The organism is Streptococcus moroccensis (assembly GCF_030812835.1).
Classification (GTDB): domain Bacteria; phylum Bacillota; class Bacilli; order Lactobacillales; family Streptococcaceae; genus Streptococcus; species Streptococcus moroccensis.
Genome location: NZ_JAUSTM010000009.1, coordinates 47,151 through 66,991 on the forward strand (window position 1 = coordinate 47,151; position 19,841 = coordinate 66,991).

At 35.9% G+C, this 19,841-nt stretch carries 16 protein-coding genes; all 16 read left to right on the forward strand.

Annotated features, from left to right (window positions below):
• The first annotated feature begins 20 nt into the window (after positions 1 to 20).
• The 16 genes from J2S23_RS05675 to J2S23_RS05750 all read left to right on the forward strand — a co-directional run bounded on the left by J2S23_RS05675 (position 21) and on the right by J2S23_RS05750 (position 19,509).
• The gene (locus J2S23_RS05675) at positions 21 to 1,805 is read left to right on the forward strand and encodes a sulfatase (protein ID WP_307121784.1); all 1,785 of its coding nucleotides are present in this window, start codon (positions 21 to 23) and stop codon (positions 1,803 to 1,805) included.
• A 30-nt stretch (positions 1,806 to 1,835) separates the two neighbouring features.
• Entirely contained in the window at positions 1,836 to 2,951 is a 1,116-nt protein-coding gene (locus tag J2S23_RS05680; protein WP_307121785.1) for a radical SAM/SPASM domain-containing protein, read from the forward strand.
• On the forward strand, positions 2,948 to 3,724 hold the full coding sequence (locus J2S23_RS05685; protein ID WP_307121786.1) for a sulfite exporter TauE/SafE family protein: 777 nt from the start codon (positions 2,948 to 2,950) through the stop codon (positions 3,722 to 3,724). The genes J2S23_RS05680 and J2S23_RS05685 overlap by 4 nt, the downstream gene beginning before the upstream one ends.
• Before the next feature lie 74 nt (positions 3,725 to 3,798).
• Positions 3,799 to 5,403: a sulfatase family protein gene (locus J2S23_RS05690; RefSeq protein WP_307121787.1), complete on the forward strand. Its 1,605-nt coding sequence runs from the start codon at positions 3,799 to 3,801 to the stop codon at positions 5,401 to 5,403.
• A 201-nt stretch (positions 5,404 to 5,604) separates the two neighbouring features.
• A complete protein-coding gene (locus tag J2S23_RS05695; RefSeq protein WP_307121788.1) occupies positions 5,605 to 6,768 on the forward strand; it encodes a diphosphate--fructose-6-phosphate 1-phosphotransferase in 1,164 nt (387 codons plus the stop codon).
• A 16-nt stretch (positions 6,769 to 6,784) separates the two neighbouring features.
• The gene (locus J2S23_RS05700) at positions 6,785 to 7,936 is read left to right on the forward strand and encodes a class II fructose-bisphosphate aldolase (RefSeq protein ID WP_307121789.1); all 1,152 of its coding nucleotides are present in this window, start codon (positions 6,785 to 6,787) and stop codon (positions 7,934 to 7,936) included.
• Positions 7,937 to 7,950: 14 nt separating this feature from the next.
• Complete coding sequence (locus tag J2S23_RS05705) at positions 7,951 to 9,204, forward strand: phosphoglucose isomerase-related protein (protein WP_307121790.1); 1,254 nt, start codon at positions 7,951 to 7,953, stop codon at positions 9,202 to 9,204.
• A 9-nt stretch (positions 9,205 to 9,213) separates the two neighbouring features.
• Positions 9,214 to 9,945, forward strand: coding sequence for a sulfite exporter TauE/SafE family protein (locus J2S23_RS05710; RefSeq protein ID WP_307121791.1), 732 nt, complete (start codon positions 9,214 to 9,216; stop codon positions 9,943 to 9,945).
• Between the two features lie 10 nt (positions 9,946 to 9,955).
• Entirely contained in the window at positions 9,956 to 10,852 is an 897-nt protein-coding gene (locus J2S23_RS05715) for a sugar phosphate isomerase/epimerase family protein (RefSeq protein ID WP_307121792.1), read from the forward strand.
• 11 nt (positions 10,853 to 10,863) lie between these two features.
• A complete protein-coding gene (locus tag J2S23_RS05720; RefSeq protein WP_307121793.1) occupies positions 10,864 to 11,967 on the forward strand; it encodes a Gfo/Idh/MocA family protein in 1,104 nt (367 codons plus the stop codon).
• 4 nt (positions 11,968 to 11,971) lie between these two features.
• A complete protein-coding gene (locus tag J2S23_RS05725; RefSeq protein ID WP_307121794.1) occupies positions 11,972 to 12,814 on the forward strand; it encodes a sugar phosphate isomerase/epimerase family protein in 843 nt (280 codons plus the stop codon).
• 5 nt (positions 12,815 to 12,819) lie between these two features.
• Positions 12,820 to 13,842, forward strand: coding sequence for a Gfo/Idh/MocA family protein (locus tag J2S23_RS05730; RefSeq protein WP_307121795.1), 1,023 nt, complete (start codon positions 12,820 to 12,822; stop codon positions 13,840 to 13,842).
• Positions 13,843 to 13,859: 17 nt separating this feature from the next.
• Positions 13,860 to 16,280, forward strand: a complete 2,421-nt coding sequence (locus tag J2S23_RS05735; RefSeq protein WP_307121796.1) for a glycoside hydrolase family 3 N-terminal domain-containing protein — start codon at positions 13,860 to 13,862, stop codon at positions 16,278 to 16,280.
• 103 nt (positions 16,281 to 16,383) lie between these two features.
• Entirely contained in the window at positions 16,384 to 17,187 is an 804-nt protein-coding gene (gene larE, locus J2S23_RS05740) for an ATP-dependent sacrificial sulfur transferase LarE (RefSeq protein ID WP_307121797.1), read from the forward strand.
• A complete protein-coding gene (locus J2S23_RS05745) occupies positions 17,184 to 18,032 on the forward strand; it encodes a triose-phosphate isomerase (RefSeq protein ID WP_307121798.1) in 849 nt (282 codons plus the stop codon). Before larE ends, J2S23_RS05745 begins: the two co-directional genes overlap by 4 nt.
• Before the next feature lie 10 nt (positions 18,033 to 18,042).
• Positions 18,043 to 19,509 carry a lactate racemase domain-containing protein gene (locus tag J2S23_RS05750; protein ID WP_307121799.1) on the forward strand — a complete coding sequence of 489 codons (1,467 nt, stop codon included), beginning with the start codon at positions 18,043 to 18,045 and terminating at the stop codon, positions 19,507 to 19,509.
• The last annotated feature ends 332 nt before the right edge of the window (positions 19,510 to 19,841 follow it).

Below are 19,841 nucleotides of genomic sequence, written 5' to 3' on the forward strand. Positions count from 1 at the left end.
TGCATCAGGAGAGGTTAGTTATGAAAATTATTATGGTGATGTTTGATTCGTTGAATTTAAGAACTTTACAACCTTATGGATGTGATTGGACAAAGACCGCTAATTTTGAGAGATTGGCTGAAAAATCTAGCCAGTTTGATAATCATTACGTTGGGAGTATGCCATGTATGCCAGCTCGTCGTGAACTCCATACAGGTAGGTATAATTTTTTACATAGAAGTTGGGGACCAATAGAACCTTTTGATGACTCTATTTTTGAAATAATGCAGGCAAATGGTATATATACACATCTTATTACTGATCATCAACATTATTGGGAGGATGGTGGTGCAACCTATCACACAAGGTATTCATCAAGTGAACTCTTTAGAGGACAGGAAGGGGATCCGTGGAAACCGGCTCTAAATGTTAAGCCAAATCCTTCTGTGTTTAAGCTCTCCAATCATCCTCTAGCACAAAAAATGCATGCACATGATACAATCAATCGTCAGTATTTAGATACGAAGGAAAAAATGCCACAAAATCAGGTCTTTGATAGTGGATTGGAATTTATTGATCGGTACCACGATATCGAAAACTGGTTTTTACAAATAGAAACGTTTGATCCGCATGAACCATTCTATGCAGCTGATGAGTTTAAAGATCTGTTTAATGTTAAAGATTCAGAGCTTGAATCTGATTGGCCGCCGTATTACTTTGTAACAGAGGGTGAAGAGGTCGTTAAAGAAACGAATAAGAACTATGCGGCACTCTTAGCACAGTGTGATCAAAATTTGGGACGAGTTCTTGACGCAATGGATAAATATAACATGTGGGAGGATACGCTCTTAATTGTCAATACAGACCATGGTTACTTGCTTGGGGAGCATGGATGGTGGGGCAAAGGCTCCATGCCTATGTATAATGAGATAGCCCATACACCGCTGTTTATTTATGACCCTGTCTCTCAAAATGAGAGACAACATATTTCGAATCTTACACAAAGTGTAGATATCCCAGCTACAATTCTAGACTATTTTGGAATTGAAAAAACTTCTGATATGCAAGGAAATTCCCTATTGAATTGTATTCGGAACGACGAGGCTATTAGAGAGTATGCTCTGTATGGAGATCACGGGAAACAAATCAATATTACCAATGGGAAGCATGTGTATATGCGAGCTCCGAAATCGAATAAAAATGGTCCGTTATATGATTACACTTTGATGCCTACTCATATGCGTTCGAGGTTTACTGTTGAGGAGTTGAAGCAAGCTACCTTAGTTTCTAAACCATTTAAATTTACTAAAGGTGCTCCAGTTTTAAAAATTCCAGCTCAAAACAACACATTGTTGTATAATTCTGGAAATCTTCTTTTTGATATTGAGATAGATCCTGGTCAAACGACCCCCCTTTCAGATGAGACTATTGAAGTTGAAATGATTAATGCAATGATTTCAGAAATGAAAAAATCAGAAGCACCAGTAGAGCAGTATGAAAGAATGGGATTACCGACAGAAGCCACGGTTAATAAGGAATGGTTACGTGAATCTAAAGATAAGCTGTATTTACTTCATCAACCAGCTGTTCTAAAAGATTATACCTGGGATGATGCAGCAGTAAGGATATATAACACCTATGAATGCTTGGTTCCTTCCTATAAAGATTTAGAGTTGACATTGGCTCAGAAATTGGAAAATGATCAAAAAATTGTTAAACATGAATTATTACTAAAGTCAATTTTAGAATTGGTCCCAGAAGGAAGACGGGAATCATTACACTATTTCTTAGCTATGGCAGCTCGTATTTTGGGAAATCTATCATAAAGTATCTTGTCCAACTAGCGGAGGTTTTATATGAAACACATTTCAATTTTAGTTAAACCAGCCTCGTCGCTTTGTAATCTTCGGTGTAAGTATTGTTTTTACGCGGATGTGACCTCGTTAAGAGATGTTAAATCTTACGGAAATATGAGTTTTGAGACGGCCGAAAAAATGATAAATAATGTTTTTCGAGATCTTGATGATGGTGATAATCTGACTATTGCCTTTCAAGGAGGGGAGCCAACTCTAGCAGGTTTGAAATATTTTAAACATATTGTGGAATGTGTTAAAAATCAAAGAAAAGAAGTCCAAGTACATTATGCCATACAAACCAATGGTACTATTATTAACAAATATTGGTGTGAGTTTCTGAAAGAGAATCAGTTTTTAGTTGGTCTGTCTATAGATGGTCTGCCTATGTATCATGATTTGAATCGATTAGACACAAGAGGACGAGGAACATTTCATCGCGTTAAAGAAACAAAGAAATTATTAGATGCCTATGATATTGAATATAATATATTGTGTGTGCTGACAGAGGCTCTATCCTATCATGCAGAAGAAGTATTTGATTTTGTTAGACAAGAACATATCCGCTATATCCAGTTTATACCTTGTCTAGATGATATGAATGCTAGTGAGAGAGGTGAGTATGCTTTAACACCCCAAGGATTCGCGAGGTTTTACAAAAAAATATTACCATTGTGGATCGATGAACTTGATAATAGTAACTATATTTCTATAAAGCTTTTTGACGATGTTATCAACTTACTGGTTAATCATCAAGTAACAGCATGTGGGATGCTAGGTAATTGTCAAGTTCAATATGTTATAGAGGGAGATGGTAGTGTTTATCCTTGTGACTTCTACGCTCTCGATGAATATCGATTAGGCTATATCCAGGAAATGGGACTGCGCGAGATGTTCTTAAGTAAAATAGCAAAGAAATTTCTTTGTTCTCGTCCGATTTCGGCTGTTCCAAGTAAATGTTCAGAATGCCCATTTGTAAAAATGTGTAGAGGCGGATGTAAGCGGATGAAAGATACTATGTATGTTGATGAAGAGATGGATTTTTGTGGTTATCAAACATTCTTGCGGGGTTTTGTTCCACAAATATCACTTATACTAGAGAGGGTTCAAAGATTATGATTGGAGTTATTTATTTTATCATCATAATTCTGGCCAACAGCGTTGGAGCGGTTTCTGGTATGGGAGGAGGCGTTCTAATTAAGCCAATATTTGATTTAATTGGTGCTCACGATGTAGTTGCTATTTCCTTTTACTCTAGTGTGGCAGTGTTCGTCATGTCACTTGTATCAACATATCGTCAAGTGAAGGGAGGACTGGAAGTTAATTGGCCTAAAATGTTATCTTTAGCTCTAGGCTCAATAATTGGAGGATACCTTGGAAACTATCTTTTTGAATTAATAAGGATTGTCTTTCAATCAAACGCAGTTGTACAAGGAGTTCAAATAATTCTGACTTGTTTAACTCTTGTTTTTGCCTTTGTTTATTCTAGAAATCCCTTCATTTCTTTTCGGCTCAATAGTCTATTGGCATATACATTTTGTGGCTTAACATTAGGTTTATTAGCAAGCTTGTTAGGAATTGGAGGAGGGCCGATTAATGTTTCACTGCTGATGCTACTATTTTCTTTACCAATTAAACAAGCGACAGTCTATTCTATAGCAACTATATTTTTCTCTCAAGCAACAAAGTTAATAAGCATTGCTATGACAACAGGTTTTTCACATTATGATTTGACTCTTTTATATTATATAGTACCTGCTGCTATATTTGGAGGCTTAATTGGAGCACAGTTGAGTCGTCTATTAAATCCTAAGAAAGTTTCTCTAATATTCCAATTAGTTATCATATTAGTATTAGTAATTAACATTTATAATGGAATAAGATTATTTTAAAATTTAAAAAGTTATAAATGATAATTTTGGGATTATAATTTTAGAAAAATATTTTAAAGATGAAAGGAAGCACAATGACATCTAAAAAACCAAACATCATTATTTTAAATCCAGACGAAATGCGTTTAGATACCCTTTCACATATGGGGAACGAAGCATCATATACTCCGTTTTTAGACGACTTTGCTCTAAATGAAGGAGTATCATTTAGTAATGCCTTTTGTCAGAACCCCGTTTGTGTTCCGAGTCGATGCTCTTTTTTAACAGGTTTATATCCTCATACTCGGGGTCATCGCACAATGTCTCATTTACTACAAGAAAACGAAACAAGCTTGTTCAAAGAATTGAAAGATGCAGGTTACTATGTCTGGATGAATGGTCGAAATGACCTTTTGGCTGGTCAAGTTCCTGGTTTGATTGAGTCTCATGCCGACGAAATATATTATGGAAAAAATAAGGATGTTAGTCATACGGAGACTTCTCCATATGTTGAAGAAATCAATGCTAAGATGGAGAAGGTTGCTGCCGATCCATATACTCACTATGAATTGCTTGAAACAGAGTTACATTCGTCAGATACATCAGATACAGATGCCGCAATTGAGCGTATTCTAAATCCGATTGACGCCGATAAACCACTCTGTTTATTTATAGGTTGGATGAATCCTCATGTCCCCTATGTCACTTCAGAAAAATATCGTCGTTTAATAGACGATACAAAATTAACCAAGCGAGCGCTATTAGAAGAATCAACTGGGAAGTCGCTAATGATTCATGCTATTAATAAGTGGGCTGGGTTAGATTATATGACAGAAGAGGAATGGACAGAGATTAGAGCGACTTACCTTGCCCAATGTGCATACATCGATGAGCAGTTCAATCGTATCTGCGATGCGCTTAAAGAGGCTGGAGAATATGACAACTCAGCTATCTTCTTTTTATCAGATCATGGAGACTTTGCCGGTGATTTTGGCCTGCCTGAAAAGGCTCAAAATACGTTTGAGCACTCTCTTGTAAATGTTCCACTTTTGATTAAACCACCGAAAACAGAGGATGTTGATCAAGGAGTTTCAGAGAGCTTAGTGGAATTAATAGATTTTTATGCCACAGTTATGGATTATGCAGGTGTGGAGCCTAGCGAGGATCACTTTGGGAAATCATTGCGACCTATTATTGAAGAGAGAAGTAAGACTGTTAGAGACTATGTCTTCTCTGAAGGGGGTAGAAATCCTTATGAAACACAAGCCAGTGAATGGTTAGAATCAGATAATACAGAACGTAACCGAAAAAATGCTTATTGGCCTAAAAAACGAGCTCAAAGCGATCCTGAAAGTCATGAAAAAGGGACTATGATTTTTGATGGTCGCTATAAGTATATAAAGCGTGCCTCAGGGTTAGATGAGTTTTACGACCTAAAAGAGGATCCTCAAGAACTTCACAATAGGATAGCGGATCCTGATTTGAAAGAGTATATTCTAGCACTACAAATGGAAATGCTTGATTGGTATCAAAAAACAGCTGATGCCATTCCCCGTCAGAAAGATCGTCGATTCTCTAACCAACGTGTATGGGACATGGTTTCTACTATTTGCCCTCCAGACAAAGAAGAAAAGGTTAGAGAGATGATTGCAAGCGGATTACCATTAGCACAGATAATGACATTTTGTAAAACTACATAATTTTTTATTTAGGTATTTTTATAAATACCTAAATAAAAAACGAAAAAAGAAAACGTTTTCTCAACTGAAAGAAATAATTCTCTATTTTAGAGTTATAATTGGTTTAGTATAATTAATATTTGAGTAAAAATTTTCGTTTATTATCTAATTTTAATCACAGGATTATAAATATAAAATTAATAATTATGATTGGAGTATAAGATGTCAGGTAATATACTTATCGTTCATGGTGGCGGGCCTACTGCTGTAATGAATAGTTCGCTGTACGGTGTTGTAAAAGCTGCAAAAGATTTGAATGATGGAAAGAAAATTTTCGCAGCAAGAAATGGTACAGGAGGTTTTTTAAAAGAAGATTTTATCGATTTAACGGATGTTTCGGAAAATGAATTAGAATTACTATTGCAGACGCCAGGAACATCAATTGGAACTTCACGAGATCCTCTTGAAAGACCTGAGTATGAAAAGATGGTAGAGGTTCTGTTGAAAAATGGCATCGAATATGTATTTTTCAATGGTGGAAACGGTACTATGGATACCTGTGGGAAACTTTATGACATTTGTCGAGAAAAAGACCTTGCCATTCAAGTGATGGGGATTCCCAAAACCATGGATAATGATCTAGCTATCACTGACCACAGTCCAGGTTTTGCAAGTGCCGCTCGATATATTGCTCAGAGTGTGAAAGAAGTTTGTTTTGATGTGCGAAGTCTTCCGATTCATGTCGTTGTTATTGAGACATCGGGTAGAAATGCAGGATGGATTACAGCTGCTAGTGCATTGGCTGATCCTACAGGGAAATACGCACCTGACTTGATTTATTTGCCAGAAGTAGCATTTGATGAAGCAACTTTCTTAGCCGATATCAAGGAACTTTTGAAAACTAAATCGGGAATCGTCGTTGTTGCTAGTGAAGGTTTGACAGATAAAGAAGGAAAACCTATCGTCAAACCAATCTTTAAGACAGATCGAGCAACCTACTTTGGTGATGTTAGTTCACATTTAGCTAACTTAATCATTAAGGAATTGGGGTACAAAGCACGCGGAGAAAAACCTGGATTGCTCGGGAGGGCCTCAATTGCACTTCAAAGTCCAGTTGATCGTGATGAAGCTATTGAAGCTGGCCGAGTCGCATTTGAAGCAGCAATGGCAGGAGAGAGTGGGAAAATGGTTGCTTTCAAACGTGTTGAGGGTGAAAAATATGCTATCGAAACATTCTTGGTTGATATCAAGGAAGTCATGATGCATGAGAGGAAATTACCAGATAATTATATAAATGAATCAAAAAATGGTGTGACACAAGATTTTATTGACTGGTGTCAACCATTAATTGGTGAAGAGATTCCAGAGATGATTTCATTCAATTAAAAAGGAGATTTTAACAATGTTAGTAACACTTAGAGATGTTTTAACATCAGCAGATAAACTAAGATATGCCCAAGGAGCATTTAATGTTAATGCTGTTTCACAAATTAAAGCAGCAATTGAAATTCATAATGAATTACGTAGTCCTGCAATTATCCAAGGAGCAAATCTTGCTAATGGTTTTATGGGCGGTCGTATTGATTTCCAAAATTGCACATTAGAGGAGAAAAGAGCGGGTGCCAAAAACATTGGTGATGCCGTGAAAAAATATGCTGCTGAAGTTGATATTCCAGTTGTTTTACACTTAGATCATGGGAATGATTTTGATGCTTGTGTGGCAGCTATTGATGGAGGATATACGAGTGTCATGATTGACGCTAGTAGCTTGCCTTATGATGATAATGTGGAATTAACCCGTGAAGTTGTTAAGTATGCCCATGAGCGTGGTGTATCTGTTGAAGGAGAACTTGGTGTCATTGCAGGTGTTGAAGATGATGTCTTTAGCGAACGAAGCACATATACAAGTCCTTTCCAAGCTATTGATTTCTTTAAGAAAACAGAAGTAGATGCGCTTGCAATTAGTTATGGAACCACACATGGGCCGAACAAGGGTAAGGATACAAAAATTCGTCGTGAGATTCCTATAGCTATTAAAGAATGTATGCGTCATGAAGGCATCGATGGATTTTTAGTTAGCCATGGTTCATCAACTGTTCCTCAATATATAGTTGAGGAGATTAAGCAACTTGGTGGTAACCTCGAAAATGCTTATGGTATTGATGTGAATCAATTAATAGAAGTTTCAGAAGCTGGTATTAATAAAATTAATGTAGATACCGATCTTCGCATCGCAACAACAAGGAACATCCGTGAATTGTTTAAAAAGAGACCAGAACTTCAGAAGTCAGAGACCGTTGGAGAAATTTTTAGTATCCTTAAGAATCATCCAGAATATTCTGATCCAAGGGCTTTCCTGCATCCGATTATGGATACTTTAATGTATGGTGACATAGCATCTGAAGATGTGGCTGCAATTACAGCAGCTATGGAATTAGCTGTTAAAGAAGCAATAGGAACATTGCTTGTTAAATTTGGTAGTTATGGGAAAGCTCCTCTTGTTCAGCAGCGGTCATTAGGTGAAATGGCAGAATGGTATAAATCACAAAAATAAACAGAGGGGTCGAAATGATTACGTTTAAAAAATCTTTTAAGAATATCGAAGATCAAAACAAATACAATGCTTATTTGAATGATCATGTGAACATTATCGGGGAAATTGTAGAGGGAGAGGCTGACTATTTAGACAACTTAGGTTGGTTTTCAGTTGATAAATGGGCAAATGAAGGTTTTCTTTCACAATTTAAAGCTTTAGCTACTGAGATAAGGGAAAAAGCAGATGTTTTTATTTTAATTGGTGTTGGTGGTTCAAACAATGCAGCCAGATCTGTAATTGAAGCGTTGCAAGTTGATGGTCCAGAAATTATATACAGTGGGAATACACTTTCTCCTCATCAATTTAATAAAGTGCTAGCTCAATTAGAAGGCAAATCAGTCTATATGAATTGTATTGCAAAAAACTTTGAAACCCTTGAACCGGGTTCATCTTTTAGAGTGTTGCGACAATACATTATTAATCAGTACGGGGAAGAAGAAGCGGCTAAGAGGATTATTGCAACTGGTTCACGAAATAGTAGCCTAGAACAACTTTGTAAAGATAACGGTTATACATTTTTAGAGTTTCCAGAAGATGTAGGCGGTCGATTTACCTCCATGACTAGTGTTGGCCTACTACCAATGGCTGTTGCGGGTCTTGATATTGATGCTATGGTAAGTGGTGCAAGAGATATGCAACAGCAATTACACAACGATAAGACTATTGATAATCAAGCTTATCGGTATGCTTCTTATCGAAATTTCGAATATGAAAATGGCTATAAGGTTGAAATGTTAGCAAGTTTTGAACCTCAATTCAGATGGTTCAATAAGTGGTGGTTACAGCTGTTTGGAGAGAGCGAAGGGAAGGATAGCAAAGGTATTTTACCAACTTATGCAGAGTATTCAGAAGACTTACATGCCATTGGGCAATTTATTCAGGATGGATCTCCAATTGTTTTTGAAACATTCATCGACGTAAAAAAAGCTAACGCGTCCTTAGTTGTAAAATCTGATGATAAGAAAGATTACTTTGATTATCTCGATGGAAAAGATTTCTGGCAGATTAACAAGATTGCTTTTGAAGCAACTTTTGCAGCACATTCGGAAAAATTACCTTGTGCAATGATTGAAGTTGATGAGATAGATGCTTATAATTTTGGTCAACTATTCTACTTTTTCCAATTTGCTTGCTATCTTTCTTGCACGCTCATGGGAGTAAATCCATTTAATCAACCTGGTGTTGAAGCTTATAAGCAATTGATGTTCACATCTTTAAAAAAATAGGAATGTGCTATGATAGCGTATATCCTCATTTGCATTAGTACAATTATTGCTGGTTTTACACAAGCATCTTTAGGATTCGGTTCAGGAATTGTGATTATGATTTTTTTACCGACGCTATTTCCTATTGCAGAAAGTGCAGCTATATCATCATCAATAACGATGGTTTTAAGTGCACTTATGGTAAGACGATATTCACGTTTTATTAACCTAAAGAAAGTTGTATTTCCAGCAATTATATATTCAATTGCATCAGTCTTATCTATTTATTATTCTGGTTATATTCATGCAACTTATGCAAAAATAGGATTTGGTATCTTTTTGTTATCATTATCAGTTTACCAATTCATTTTTGCAAATAAGAATAATAAAGATCTAGGCTATTTTAAAAGTCTGATCTTTATTATTTTGTCAGGGATTTTTAGTGGTTTATTTGGTATTGGTGGCCCGTTAATGGCAATCTACTTTTTAAAGGTATGTCAATCTAAAGAAGAATATTTAGGAATCACGCAACTTTTTTTTATCTCAAATAGTATATTTTCACTTCTCACCAGAATTTCAACCGGAATTTTAGAAGTTGGACATATGCCAATTATCCTGATTGGGATTGTGGGAATATTATGTGGCTTTTGGCTTTCAAATCGTTTTATTAGAATAAAGGAAATCACAAGATTTAAGATTTATATCTATCAAGCGGTTGGGATTGTCGGTATCTTTTATATAATGCAAGGCTTTTTAAAATGAAAGGAGAATTATGGTAAAAATAGGATTTTTAACTAATCGTTTAGTACAACTAGGTGAAAGTAATTTAGAGTCCATAGCTAATTGGGCAATGGCAAATGGTTTTAGAGATCTAGAGGTCGGGCCAACCATTCCAATGGAGGAAGAATTATTTGCTGATGTTATTCATAAAACTGGTATTTCCATTAGTGCACTGACTTATTGCCGAAATTATTTAAGTTCAATTTCTGAAGAAGCAGATATGCATCGAAAAGAGTTGATAAAACGCATTAATTTTGCAGGTGATAATAATGTTGAAAAAATTGTTACCTCAACGGGGATATTGAAACCTATTCGAGAAGATATTTATGATAGTTATGAATCTATTCGTAAATTGCCTAGTCGCAGTTTTGATGATGTTGTTAAGTTTTTTGAGCCAATTGTTGAGTTAGCAGAAAATAAGAAGGTTAAAATTGCTGTTGAAAATTGTCCTCTTATGGGGAATATTGCCATTTCACCTGTCATGTGGAGAGCGCTATTAGAAAAATTGGATAGTGAATATTTTGGCTTAACATATGATCCATCTCATTTGGTTTGGGAATTTATCAATCCGTATGATTATATTAGTGAGTTTGGAAATAAGATTTTCCATATCCATGCTAAGGATACTATAGTTGACCACAAGCGTTTGAGTGAAACTGGAATCTTGACCAATTTTGATTGGTGGGAATATGCACTTCCTGGTACAGGAGATTTGGATTGGGATCGGTTTTTCAAAGAATTACAAAAGGTTAATTATAAAGGTACTATAAGTATCGAGCATGAGGATAAAGAACATTCAAACTCTTTAGATGAAGTCAAAAATGGACTTATTTTTGGACAAAAATTTATTCAAGAAAAACTTAATTTATATAATATGGGTGAAAAATAAAGGAGAAAATCATGGAAAAAATTAAAATTGGTATTGTTGGGACCGGTAAGACTATTGGCATTGCACAGATGCATATTGGTGCATTTAAACGTATGGATTCTGTAGAAATTACGGCCTTATATGATATACTACCTGATTTTGCAAAAGAATATAAAGAACGTTTTGAGCTAACTAATGCTGATGTTTGTTCAACTTACGATGAACTTCTATCCAAAGTAGATGCTGTTATTATTTGTACCCCAAATAATACTCACGTATCTTATGCTGTTCAAGCTATTAATGCAGGTAAACATGTGCTTTGTGAGAAACCCTTTGGAACTAGTGCTGAGGATAGCTTAAGAGCCTTACAGTATTCAAAATTAACAGACAAAGTTTGTATGATTGGTTTTTGCTATCGGGGTGTTCCTGCATTTCGTTATATTAAACATCTCATTGATAACAAAGAGCTAGGAGAGGTTTACTATGTACGCCAGTCTCAAGGAGGTAATCGTATTGGTAATCCTGATGTTAAATTAGAATGGCGTATGCAAGATATTCTTTCTGGACCAGGGGCTGTCTACGATTTCGGTAGTCATCAGCTAGATATTGCTGATTGGATGTTACAAAAAGACTATGGTGAAATAGTTGAAGTCCAAGCGATGAAGCGAACATATATTAAAGAACGACAAGAAGTCTTCTCTAATGAATACAGAGCAGTAACCAATGATGATGTTTGTGTTTACAATGTTGTAACAGACAAGGGTGTTTTAATTAGTAATACAGTCAGCCGAATTGGATCAGAAACGACTATGGAAGTCTATGGATCAAAAGGCCACGTAATCTACAATGCCACTCGTCCTTTTGAGGTGACATTGTTTGCTAAAGATGAAAATAACAACTATAAAGCTCCAGCAGTGGTAGATGTACCAGAAGAGCTTTATTTGGAAGATGCTAATACTCCTAAAGAGCCGTTTTCAATTAATTTCTATCTACAGGCAAAAAGCTTCGTTGAAGCAATTCAATCAGGCAAGAGTTTCGAGAACACATTTGACCGTGGTTATTACATCCAAAACTTATTAGATTATGTAAATGAATCAGCAGAAAAAGGCTGTACAATTGTAATTGGCGAGGAATAAACTTATGAAATTTGCTGCACATGCTGTTCTTTTTGGTGAGAAGATTAAAACGAATACTGAAGAAATTATGCAACAGTTCAAAGATATGAACTATCAGGGAATGGAAGTTGGATTTAGATTTTTTCCAGCTGAAGATATGCCGGAATTAGTAGAACTACTTAATCGTGTAGGGATGACCATTTCAGGTTTTCACACCTTGGTTTTCTTTAATCAGTTAATAACCAATGAGGTAGAAGTCCAAAGTCAACTTGAAAAACAGGCTGGTATTATGCAAGAGTTTGGATTCTCTAACTTGATTATGTCAGGGATCCCTTCTAATGAAATGGGGGACTTGAATAAAATGACTATGGAACAATTTACCAAAACTCAACAAAAAGAATTAGTTGAAAAATTAGATGATTTGGCAAAGCTTTTGAAATCTAAATATAATGTTCAAATTTTCTATCATAATCACTGTTGGGAATTTGAACAGGAGGCCTACTTCTTTAATAAGTTGTTGCAAGAAACATCTTCGCTTAAGCTCGGAATGGATGTTGGTTGGGTCGCTGTGGAGGGGTATAATCCAGCTCAAATTATAAAGGAGAATCCAGATAAAATTGGATACCTTCATCTACGTGATTGCAATACCAATGAAGAAGACTTGGTGGGTAAATCTGTTTCTGAAAAATCACTCTCTTTTACAGATTTAGACGAAGGAACGTTGCCAATTCAGGATATTATTAAAGCATTAGAAGCTACACCTAAAAGTCAAGAAAAATGGATTGTTATTGAATATGAAAAAGGTGAAGTTTCTTATGAGCGTTATCAGAAAGCTTATGATAGCTTAGAAAAAATACTAAAAGGATAATAAGAATGAAAGAATTGAGGATCGCAGTAGTAGGTTGTGGCCGGATAGCGCAAGTGTATAATGAAATTTTCCAGAAATACCCAGAGAATATTAAAGTGATTGCTGCAGTAGATATTCAAATAGAAAGAGCACAAGCATTTGCTGAAAATTTTAAAGGATGTGTCGCTTTAACGGATTATAAGGACCTAGGAAATCTTAATATCGACATCGTCCATATTCTAACCCCTCACTTCTTGCATGCAGAACAATCCTCTAAATTACTTGAGATGGGCTATCATGTTTTACAAGAAAAACCCATTGCTATTGAATTATCAGATGCTAAAGCTCTTTGTGAATTGGCTAATAAAGTTGATAAAAAGCTAGGAGTTATTTCACAAAATCGTTACATTACTGGAATACAAAAACTTAAAAAACTTTTTGATTCTGGGGAATTGGGAAAACTTAAGGGAGTGTCTTCTCTTTTGAACTGGTGGCGTCCACCCTCATATTATGAGTGTGATTGGAAGGGTCACTGGGAAACAGAAGGTGGAGGAGTTGTCATTGATCAAGCTATTCATAGCCTTGATTTAGTCCGCTATATAGCGGGTGAAGAAGTCAGAAGTGTCCATGGTTTTATTGATAAACGTGTTATTACTCAAATTGAAGTTGAGGATGTTGCTAATGCCCTTATTGAATTTAAGAGTGGAGCACGCTATATATTTAATGCATGTAACTATTTTTTTGAGAATACACCTATTCGGATTGATTTCTATTTTGAAAGGGGAACTGCTTTCTTGCATGGTGAGCAGGTAGAAATAACGATGGACGGGAAATCTCATATTTATAAAAATGAATCTCCTCAAGAGATTCTAGAGACACTCTCATATTGGGGAGCCAATCATGAAAAACAAGTGATAGAGTTTTACGAAAATATTGATAATCCAGATTATAATTTTGTTACTCCTGAAGATGCTACGAAATCTTTAGAAATTGTGAGAGCTATTTATAAGTCCTCCCAAAAGGGAGAAAAAGTTATATTTAATCATTAATTAAAAAGGAGTGAGAAATGGATAAGTACAAAAATAGTAGCCTACCGGTTGAAGAACGAGTTGAAGATTTGCTTTCAAAAATGACTTTAGAAGAAAAGGTTGCTCAACTATGTGGAAACCTTCTTCCCTCTGTTATTGATGAAAATGGAGTCGTAGAAGAAAATTTAGCAAAAAATTTTTATATGGGACATGGTCGATTTACACAAGCTTCTACTCAAGGGATTCAAAGTGCTACCGATATGGCGACTCGATTTAATCAAATTCAAAAATTCTTTGTAGAAAAAACGCGTTTAGGCATTCCAGTTGTCTTTCAAACGGAATCTCTTTGTGGACTACCGATACAGGGTGGAACAATTTTCCCATCTCAGATGAACCTAGGTTATACTTGGGAACCTGAGTTAGCTGAAAAAATGACAACAATTATTTCGGAAGAATGTAGGTCTACAGGTATCACTTCTTCAATGAGTCCTGTTATTGATGTTTCAAGAGATTTACGATGGGGACGAACCTATGAAACCTATGGTGAGGACGAGTACCTCATCTCCCAAATGGGTGTCTCATATATTAATGGGATGCAAAAAAATAAAACCGATGGAGTAGCATGTATCGCAAAACATTTTCTAGGTTACTCAGAAACGCAGGGAGGATTGAATACCTCAATCACTCGAGTTAACGATCGAGAACTATATGAAGTATTTGCGACTCCTTTTGAAGCTGCCGCTAACTTAGCTGATGTGAGTGGTATGATGGCGAATTATAGTGAAATCGATGGCTTAAATGTTGTTATGAACAAAAAGATTTCACAAGATTTACTTCGAGGAACAATGAAATATCGTGGTTTCTTAACTAGTGATGGAGCCGGTATTCAGCGTTGTTATAATACGTATCATGTCGCTAATACCTATGAGGAAGCCGGTTTCTTAGCAAAAAAAGCAGGAACTGATACTGAGATACCTGTTGGAGGATCTTTTAAAGCTTTACCTAAATATGTAGAATCTGGACAATTAGATGAATCCCTAATTGATGAATCAGTTAGACGCATATTGACTGTCAAGTTTGAGTATGGTCTTTTCGAGTCACCTTATGTTGATATAGAATCTTTGAAAAAGTCACTCAATAATGAGGAAAAAAACAAGGTTGCAAAAGAGATTGCATCTAAATCCATGGTTTTATTAAAGAACGATGATATTCTACCTTTGAAGATAGACAAAAAAATCGCTGTTATAGGACCTCATGCTGATAATTTACGTTATCCTATTAGCGGATATACTTATCCAGCTTATATTGAAATGATGTTAGCTTCAGAAGCAGGGGAAGTATTCACCTTTGGTGGTATTGCTGATGCTAATGGAGAAGAAGGAGATGCCTCTGGAGCTGCAAGTCAAGATGTTAGTTCTATGAATATCAATGATATCATTAGACGCATGGGTGGCTCGTCACTCTATGATGAGTTACAAAATCGATTTGAAACAATATATGCGGAAGGTTGTCCCATTATTGCTGAAGACAGAAGTGGATTTGATGCGGCAGTAGAAGCTGCTAGTCAGTCAGATATTGTTGTTTTTGCTTGTGGAGGAAATTGTGGATGGACCAATGCGACTGGAGGTGAGGGGACCGATCGTGCAAAACTTGATTTGCCGGGGGTTCAACAAGAGCTTTTAGAGAAATTAGTTGCTACTGGTAAGCCTGTTGTTATGGTAATATACGGCCCCGGTTTATTTGCTATTCCATGGGCTAAGGAGCATGTTTCAGCAATACTTCAGGCTTCAATGCCAGGGTTACAAGCAGGAGAAGTTGTTGCTGATGTGCTAGATGGTACTATAAATCCAGGTGGTAAGCTTACACAGACAATACCAAGAAGTGTTGGTCAAACACCAGTATACTATAATCACAGAACCGGATCAGGATATGAGTTGCCTACTGATAAGGGTTATACTGGATTTGCAGCTGCAATTTTTAAAGGGGGTTATACCGACGAAGACGACCAACCTCTCTTTGAATTTGGTGCGGGATTATCTTACACTACTTTTGAATTGAGTGAATTTCAAGTAGCTGAGCAAGAAGTTTCAACAGATGGTGAAATAAAAGTTTCTTGTAAGGTTACTAATATTGGTGAACGAGATGGTGATGAGATTGTTCAGATTTATTATAGAACTTGGGGGGCTCATGTTATTCGCCCTGTTCAACAATTAGGAGGCTTTAAACGGGTACATTTAACAAAAGGTCAAAGCTGTAAAATTGATTTTAGTATACCATGTTCCCTACTTGGATTTTATAATGAGGAAATGAAGTTTGTAGTCGAACCTAATAAAATTGAATTATCTGTAGGGACAAGTTCTTCAAATATAGCATATCGTGATGAAGTACAATTGACTGGTCAAACTCTAGAATTAATGGGTAAACGTAGCTATAGTTCAAAAGTAGAAGCAACCTTCTAATTTATATTTTACTTAAAAAACCCTGTTTTTCCGAAAACGTTTCCTTTGGTTTTCCTTAAAAACCTTGAAGAATGTGTTATTATATCTTTAGGAGGTAGATTTAATGAAAGAACATTTATTTCAAATACTTTCTAATTATAAGAAAATTGCTGTAGCCTTTTCAGGAGGGATCGATAGTAGTTTTTTACTCATTAAGGCTAAGGAAGTTTTAGGGAAAGAAAATGTACTTGCTATTATTTTTGATTCTGAACTCATAAAAAAACAGGATACAGATCATGCTATAAACTTTGCTAAAAAACATGATATTTGGTATGAAGTATTGAAAATGGATGAGCTTGAGCATGCTTCAATTCGCTACTATACAAAAGATTCTTGGTATTATAGTAAGAAGCTAATGTATCTTGAAATGATACGACTTGCTAACTCATATGATATTAATTATGTGGCTGACGGTATGATTATGGACGATATTAACGATATTCGTCCAGGTATGAGAGCACGAAATGAATTAGCTGTCCTCAGTCCATTACAAGAAGCAGGATATTATAAAGTTAATATTCGTGAGCAAGCAAAGTCGATAGAGGGATTGCGTTGGAATCAACCGTCATCTTGTAGTGTCTTTTCCAGATTTCCATATAATAGCGAAATTACTCATGAAAAAGTTAGACAAATTATGTCTGGAGAAACTTTTCTTGAAAAACTAGGTTTTGAACAAGTTCGAGTAAGACACCATGAGTCTTTGGTGAGAATAGAGGTGCCAGAAGAGCAGTTGAAGTTTGCAATTGAAGAAAGATATCAAATTGATTCTCATTTTAAATCTCTTGGTTTTACTTATGTATCACTTGATTTGCTTGGTTTTGAATCTGGAAAAATGAATTCAGAATTAACTAAAGGAGAAAAATTATGATTCATATTCATTTAAATTTGAAAAGGTTTGATATTCAAAAAGAATTCGGTGGAGTGAATGGAATTGCAAAGCCACAAGTTTGGGGTTCTAAAATTGTAGGATACATAGAACGCGAGCTGAAAAAAATAAAAGAAGATTATGAGGACGTTGAGTTTACCGTATATTTCCCTGAGGCCCATCTTATAAATGCGATTTCTACTCAAATGGATATAGATATATTAAATATTGGGTGTCAAAGTGTATACCGTGAAGATACTAGTTTAAAAGGTAATTTTGGCGCTTTTACCACTCATCGAACAGCTAATTCTATGAAACAACTTGGGGTTGCTTCCACTATCATTGGGCATCTGGAAGAAAGACTAGATAAAAAAGGTGTTTTATCTAAAGCTGGGATTGCAGATTTTTCGTCTATCAATTCTCTTTTTCATGAAGAAATTATTTCTGCTCAAAAAGCTGGTCTATCAGTTCTTTATTGTATCGGTGAAACTCTTGAAGAACGTGATATCTGGCAGGAGGTATTAGAGAATCAGTTAAGAATAGCTTTAGAGGGGGTGGATCTCTCAAATGTGGTTATTGCTTATGAACCAGTATGGGCGATTGGTCCAGGAAAAACACCTCCGACTTCCAATCAAGTCAAAGAAGTTATTGACTTTATTAAAAACATTTATCCTGAACTTGATGTTATTTATGGTGGTGGACTTAAGATGGACAACGCTAGTGACCTTGCAGCTATTGATACACTAGACGGGGGCTTAATTGCCTTAACAAGGTTCACAGGAGAAATTGGTTTTTATCCTGATGAATACATTCAGATTATTAAAGAATTTTTATCCAATAAAAGATAGGAGTACCTAAATGAAACTTTCATTTGAATATGGGCATGGTTATAAAGAAGCTATTTTGCCTGACGATACAGATGTTTTTATCCCCGGTGAAACAGTTCCGGATCCAGAATGCTTACCTGATGATCGTATAGTTTCTGCTACGTTAGAATCACTTCGTAATCCGCTTGGAATGCCACCTCTAACTGAACTTGCTCATGAGGGAAGTAAAGTAACTATTATATTCCCAGATCGTGTAAAAGGTGGTGAACAAGATACTTCTCATCGTAAAACGTCTATTAAACTTATTTTGAAAGAGTTATATAGCGTAGGAGTTAAAAAAGAAGATATTCTTCTGATTTGTTCAAATGGGCTACACAGAAAAAATACTGAAAAAGAAATTCTAGGGATCCTAGGCCCTGAACTTTACTATGAGTTTTCAGCTACAAATCAGATTATTAATCATGATAGTGAGGACTATGACAACTTAGTTGATTTAGGTACAACTAAGCAAGGTGACCCTGTTATTATGAACAAGTACGTATATGATAGTGATGTCGCTATTTTAATTGGCCATACTCAAGGAAATCCATATGGCGGTTATTCAGGAGGATATAAGCACTGTGCAACAGGAATTACACACTGGCGCTCGATAGCTTCCCACCATGTTCCAAAAGTCATGCATAGAGATGACTTTGTTCCAGTTAATAATGACTCAATGATGCGTCATAAATTTGACGAAATTGGAATGCACATGGAAGAAAAAATGGGTAAAAAATTCTTTTGTTGTGATGCAGTTCTTGATACTAAATCACGTCAGATTGAGATAAATAGTGGAACAGCTGAGGAGGTCCAAAAGAAATCATGGGTAATGGGCAATAAACGTACTTATGTTCCTTTTGCTGAAAAAAAATATGATATTATTGTTTTTGGGATGCCTCAATTTTTCCATTACGGTGATGGTATGGGAACAAATCCTATTATGTTGATGCAAGCGTTATCAGCTCAAGTTATTCGCCATAAACGTATTATGAGTGATAATTGCGTCTTTATTTGTGCAAGTACTTGTAATGGTTATTTTAATGAAAATTTATGGCCTTATCTTCCTGACTTATATGAACGGTTCCAGAAAGAAGGAGATACTTTAGTTGATCTCAACCGTTATGGTGAATATTATGCTAATAATGACGAATATATAAAACAATATCGCTTTGCTAATGCCTTTCATCCCTTCCATGGTTTTAGTATGATGTCTTGTGGCCACTTAGCTGAAAAACATACTTCTGCCATTTATTTAGTTGGAGCAGAAAAACCAGGTTATGCTCGAGGCATGGGTTTGAAAACACGGGCAACTTTTGAGGAAGCTTTAGAAGATGCTAAGAAGAAATTTGTCGGGAAGAATCCAAACATTCTAGCGTTACCCAAAGCATTCACAACAGCAGCTGTTCATCTAATGATGAAAGATGAATTACCACCCCTAGCATCAAAATATTCTAAATAGAAATGGCTTATTGTCAACTGTAGTAGGTTGTTAAAAAGCTAACGTCTGGAGAGAATCACGTTGGTTCTCTCTTTTATAGTAACCGCCCAATAAAGGCTCTATAATTTCTGTAGTGGGTAAAATCCCTATGGAGATTTATAGAGCCCTTTTTTGGTATATCAAAAAAGAACGGAGTATCTATAAAAATAATCCAACCTCCCTTAAACTGTTAATAGAAAACAGAAATGGAGGTTTTTCATTATGCGACACCTATCGTTCCCTTAAACTCACCCCAACAGTCTCGTCACTTTGAGAGAAAAAACAGAAACGCTATTCTGCTGAACATTCGTCTC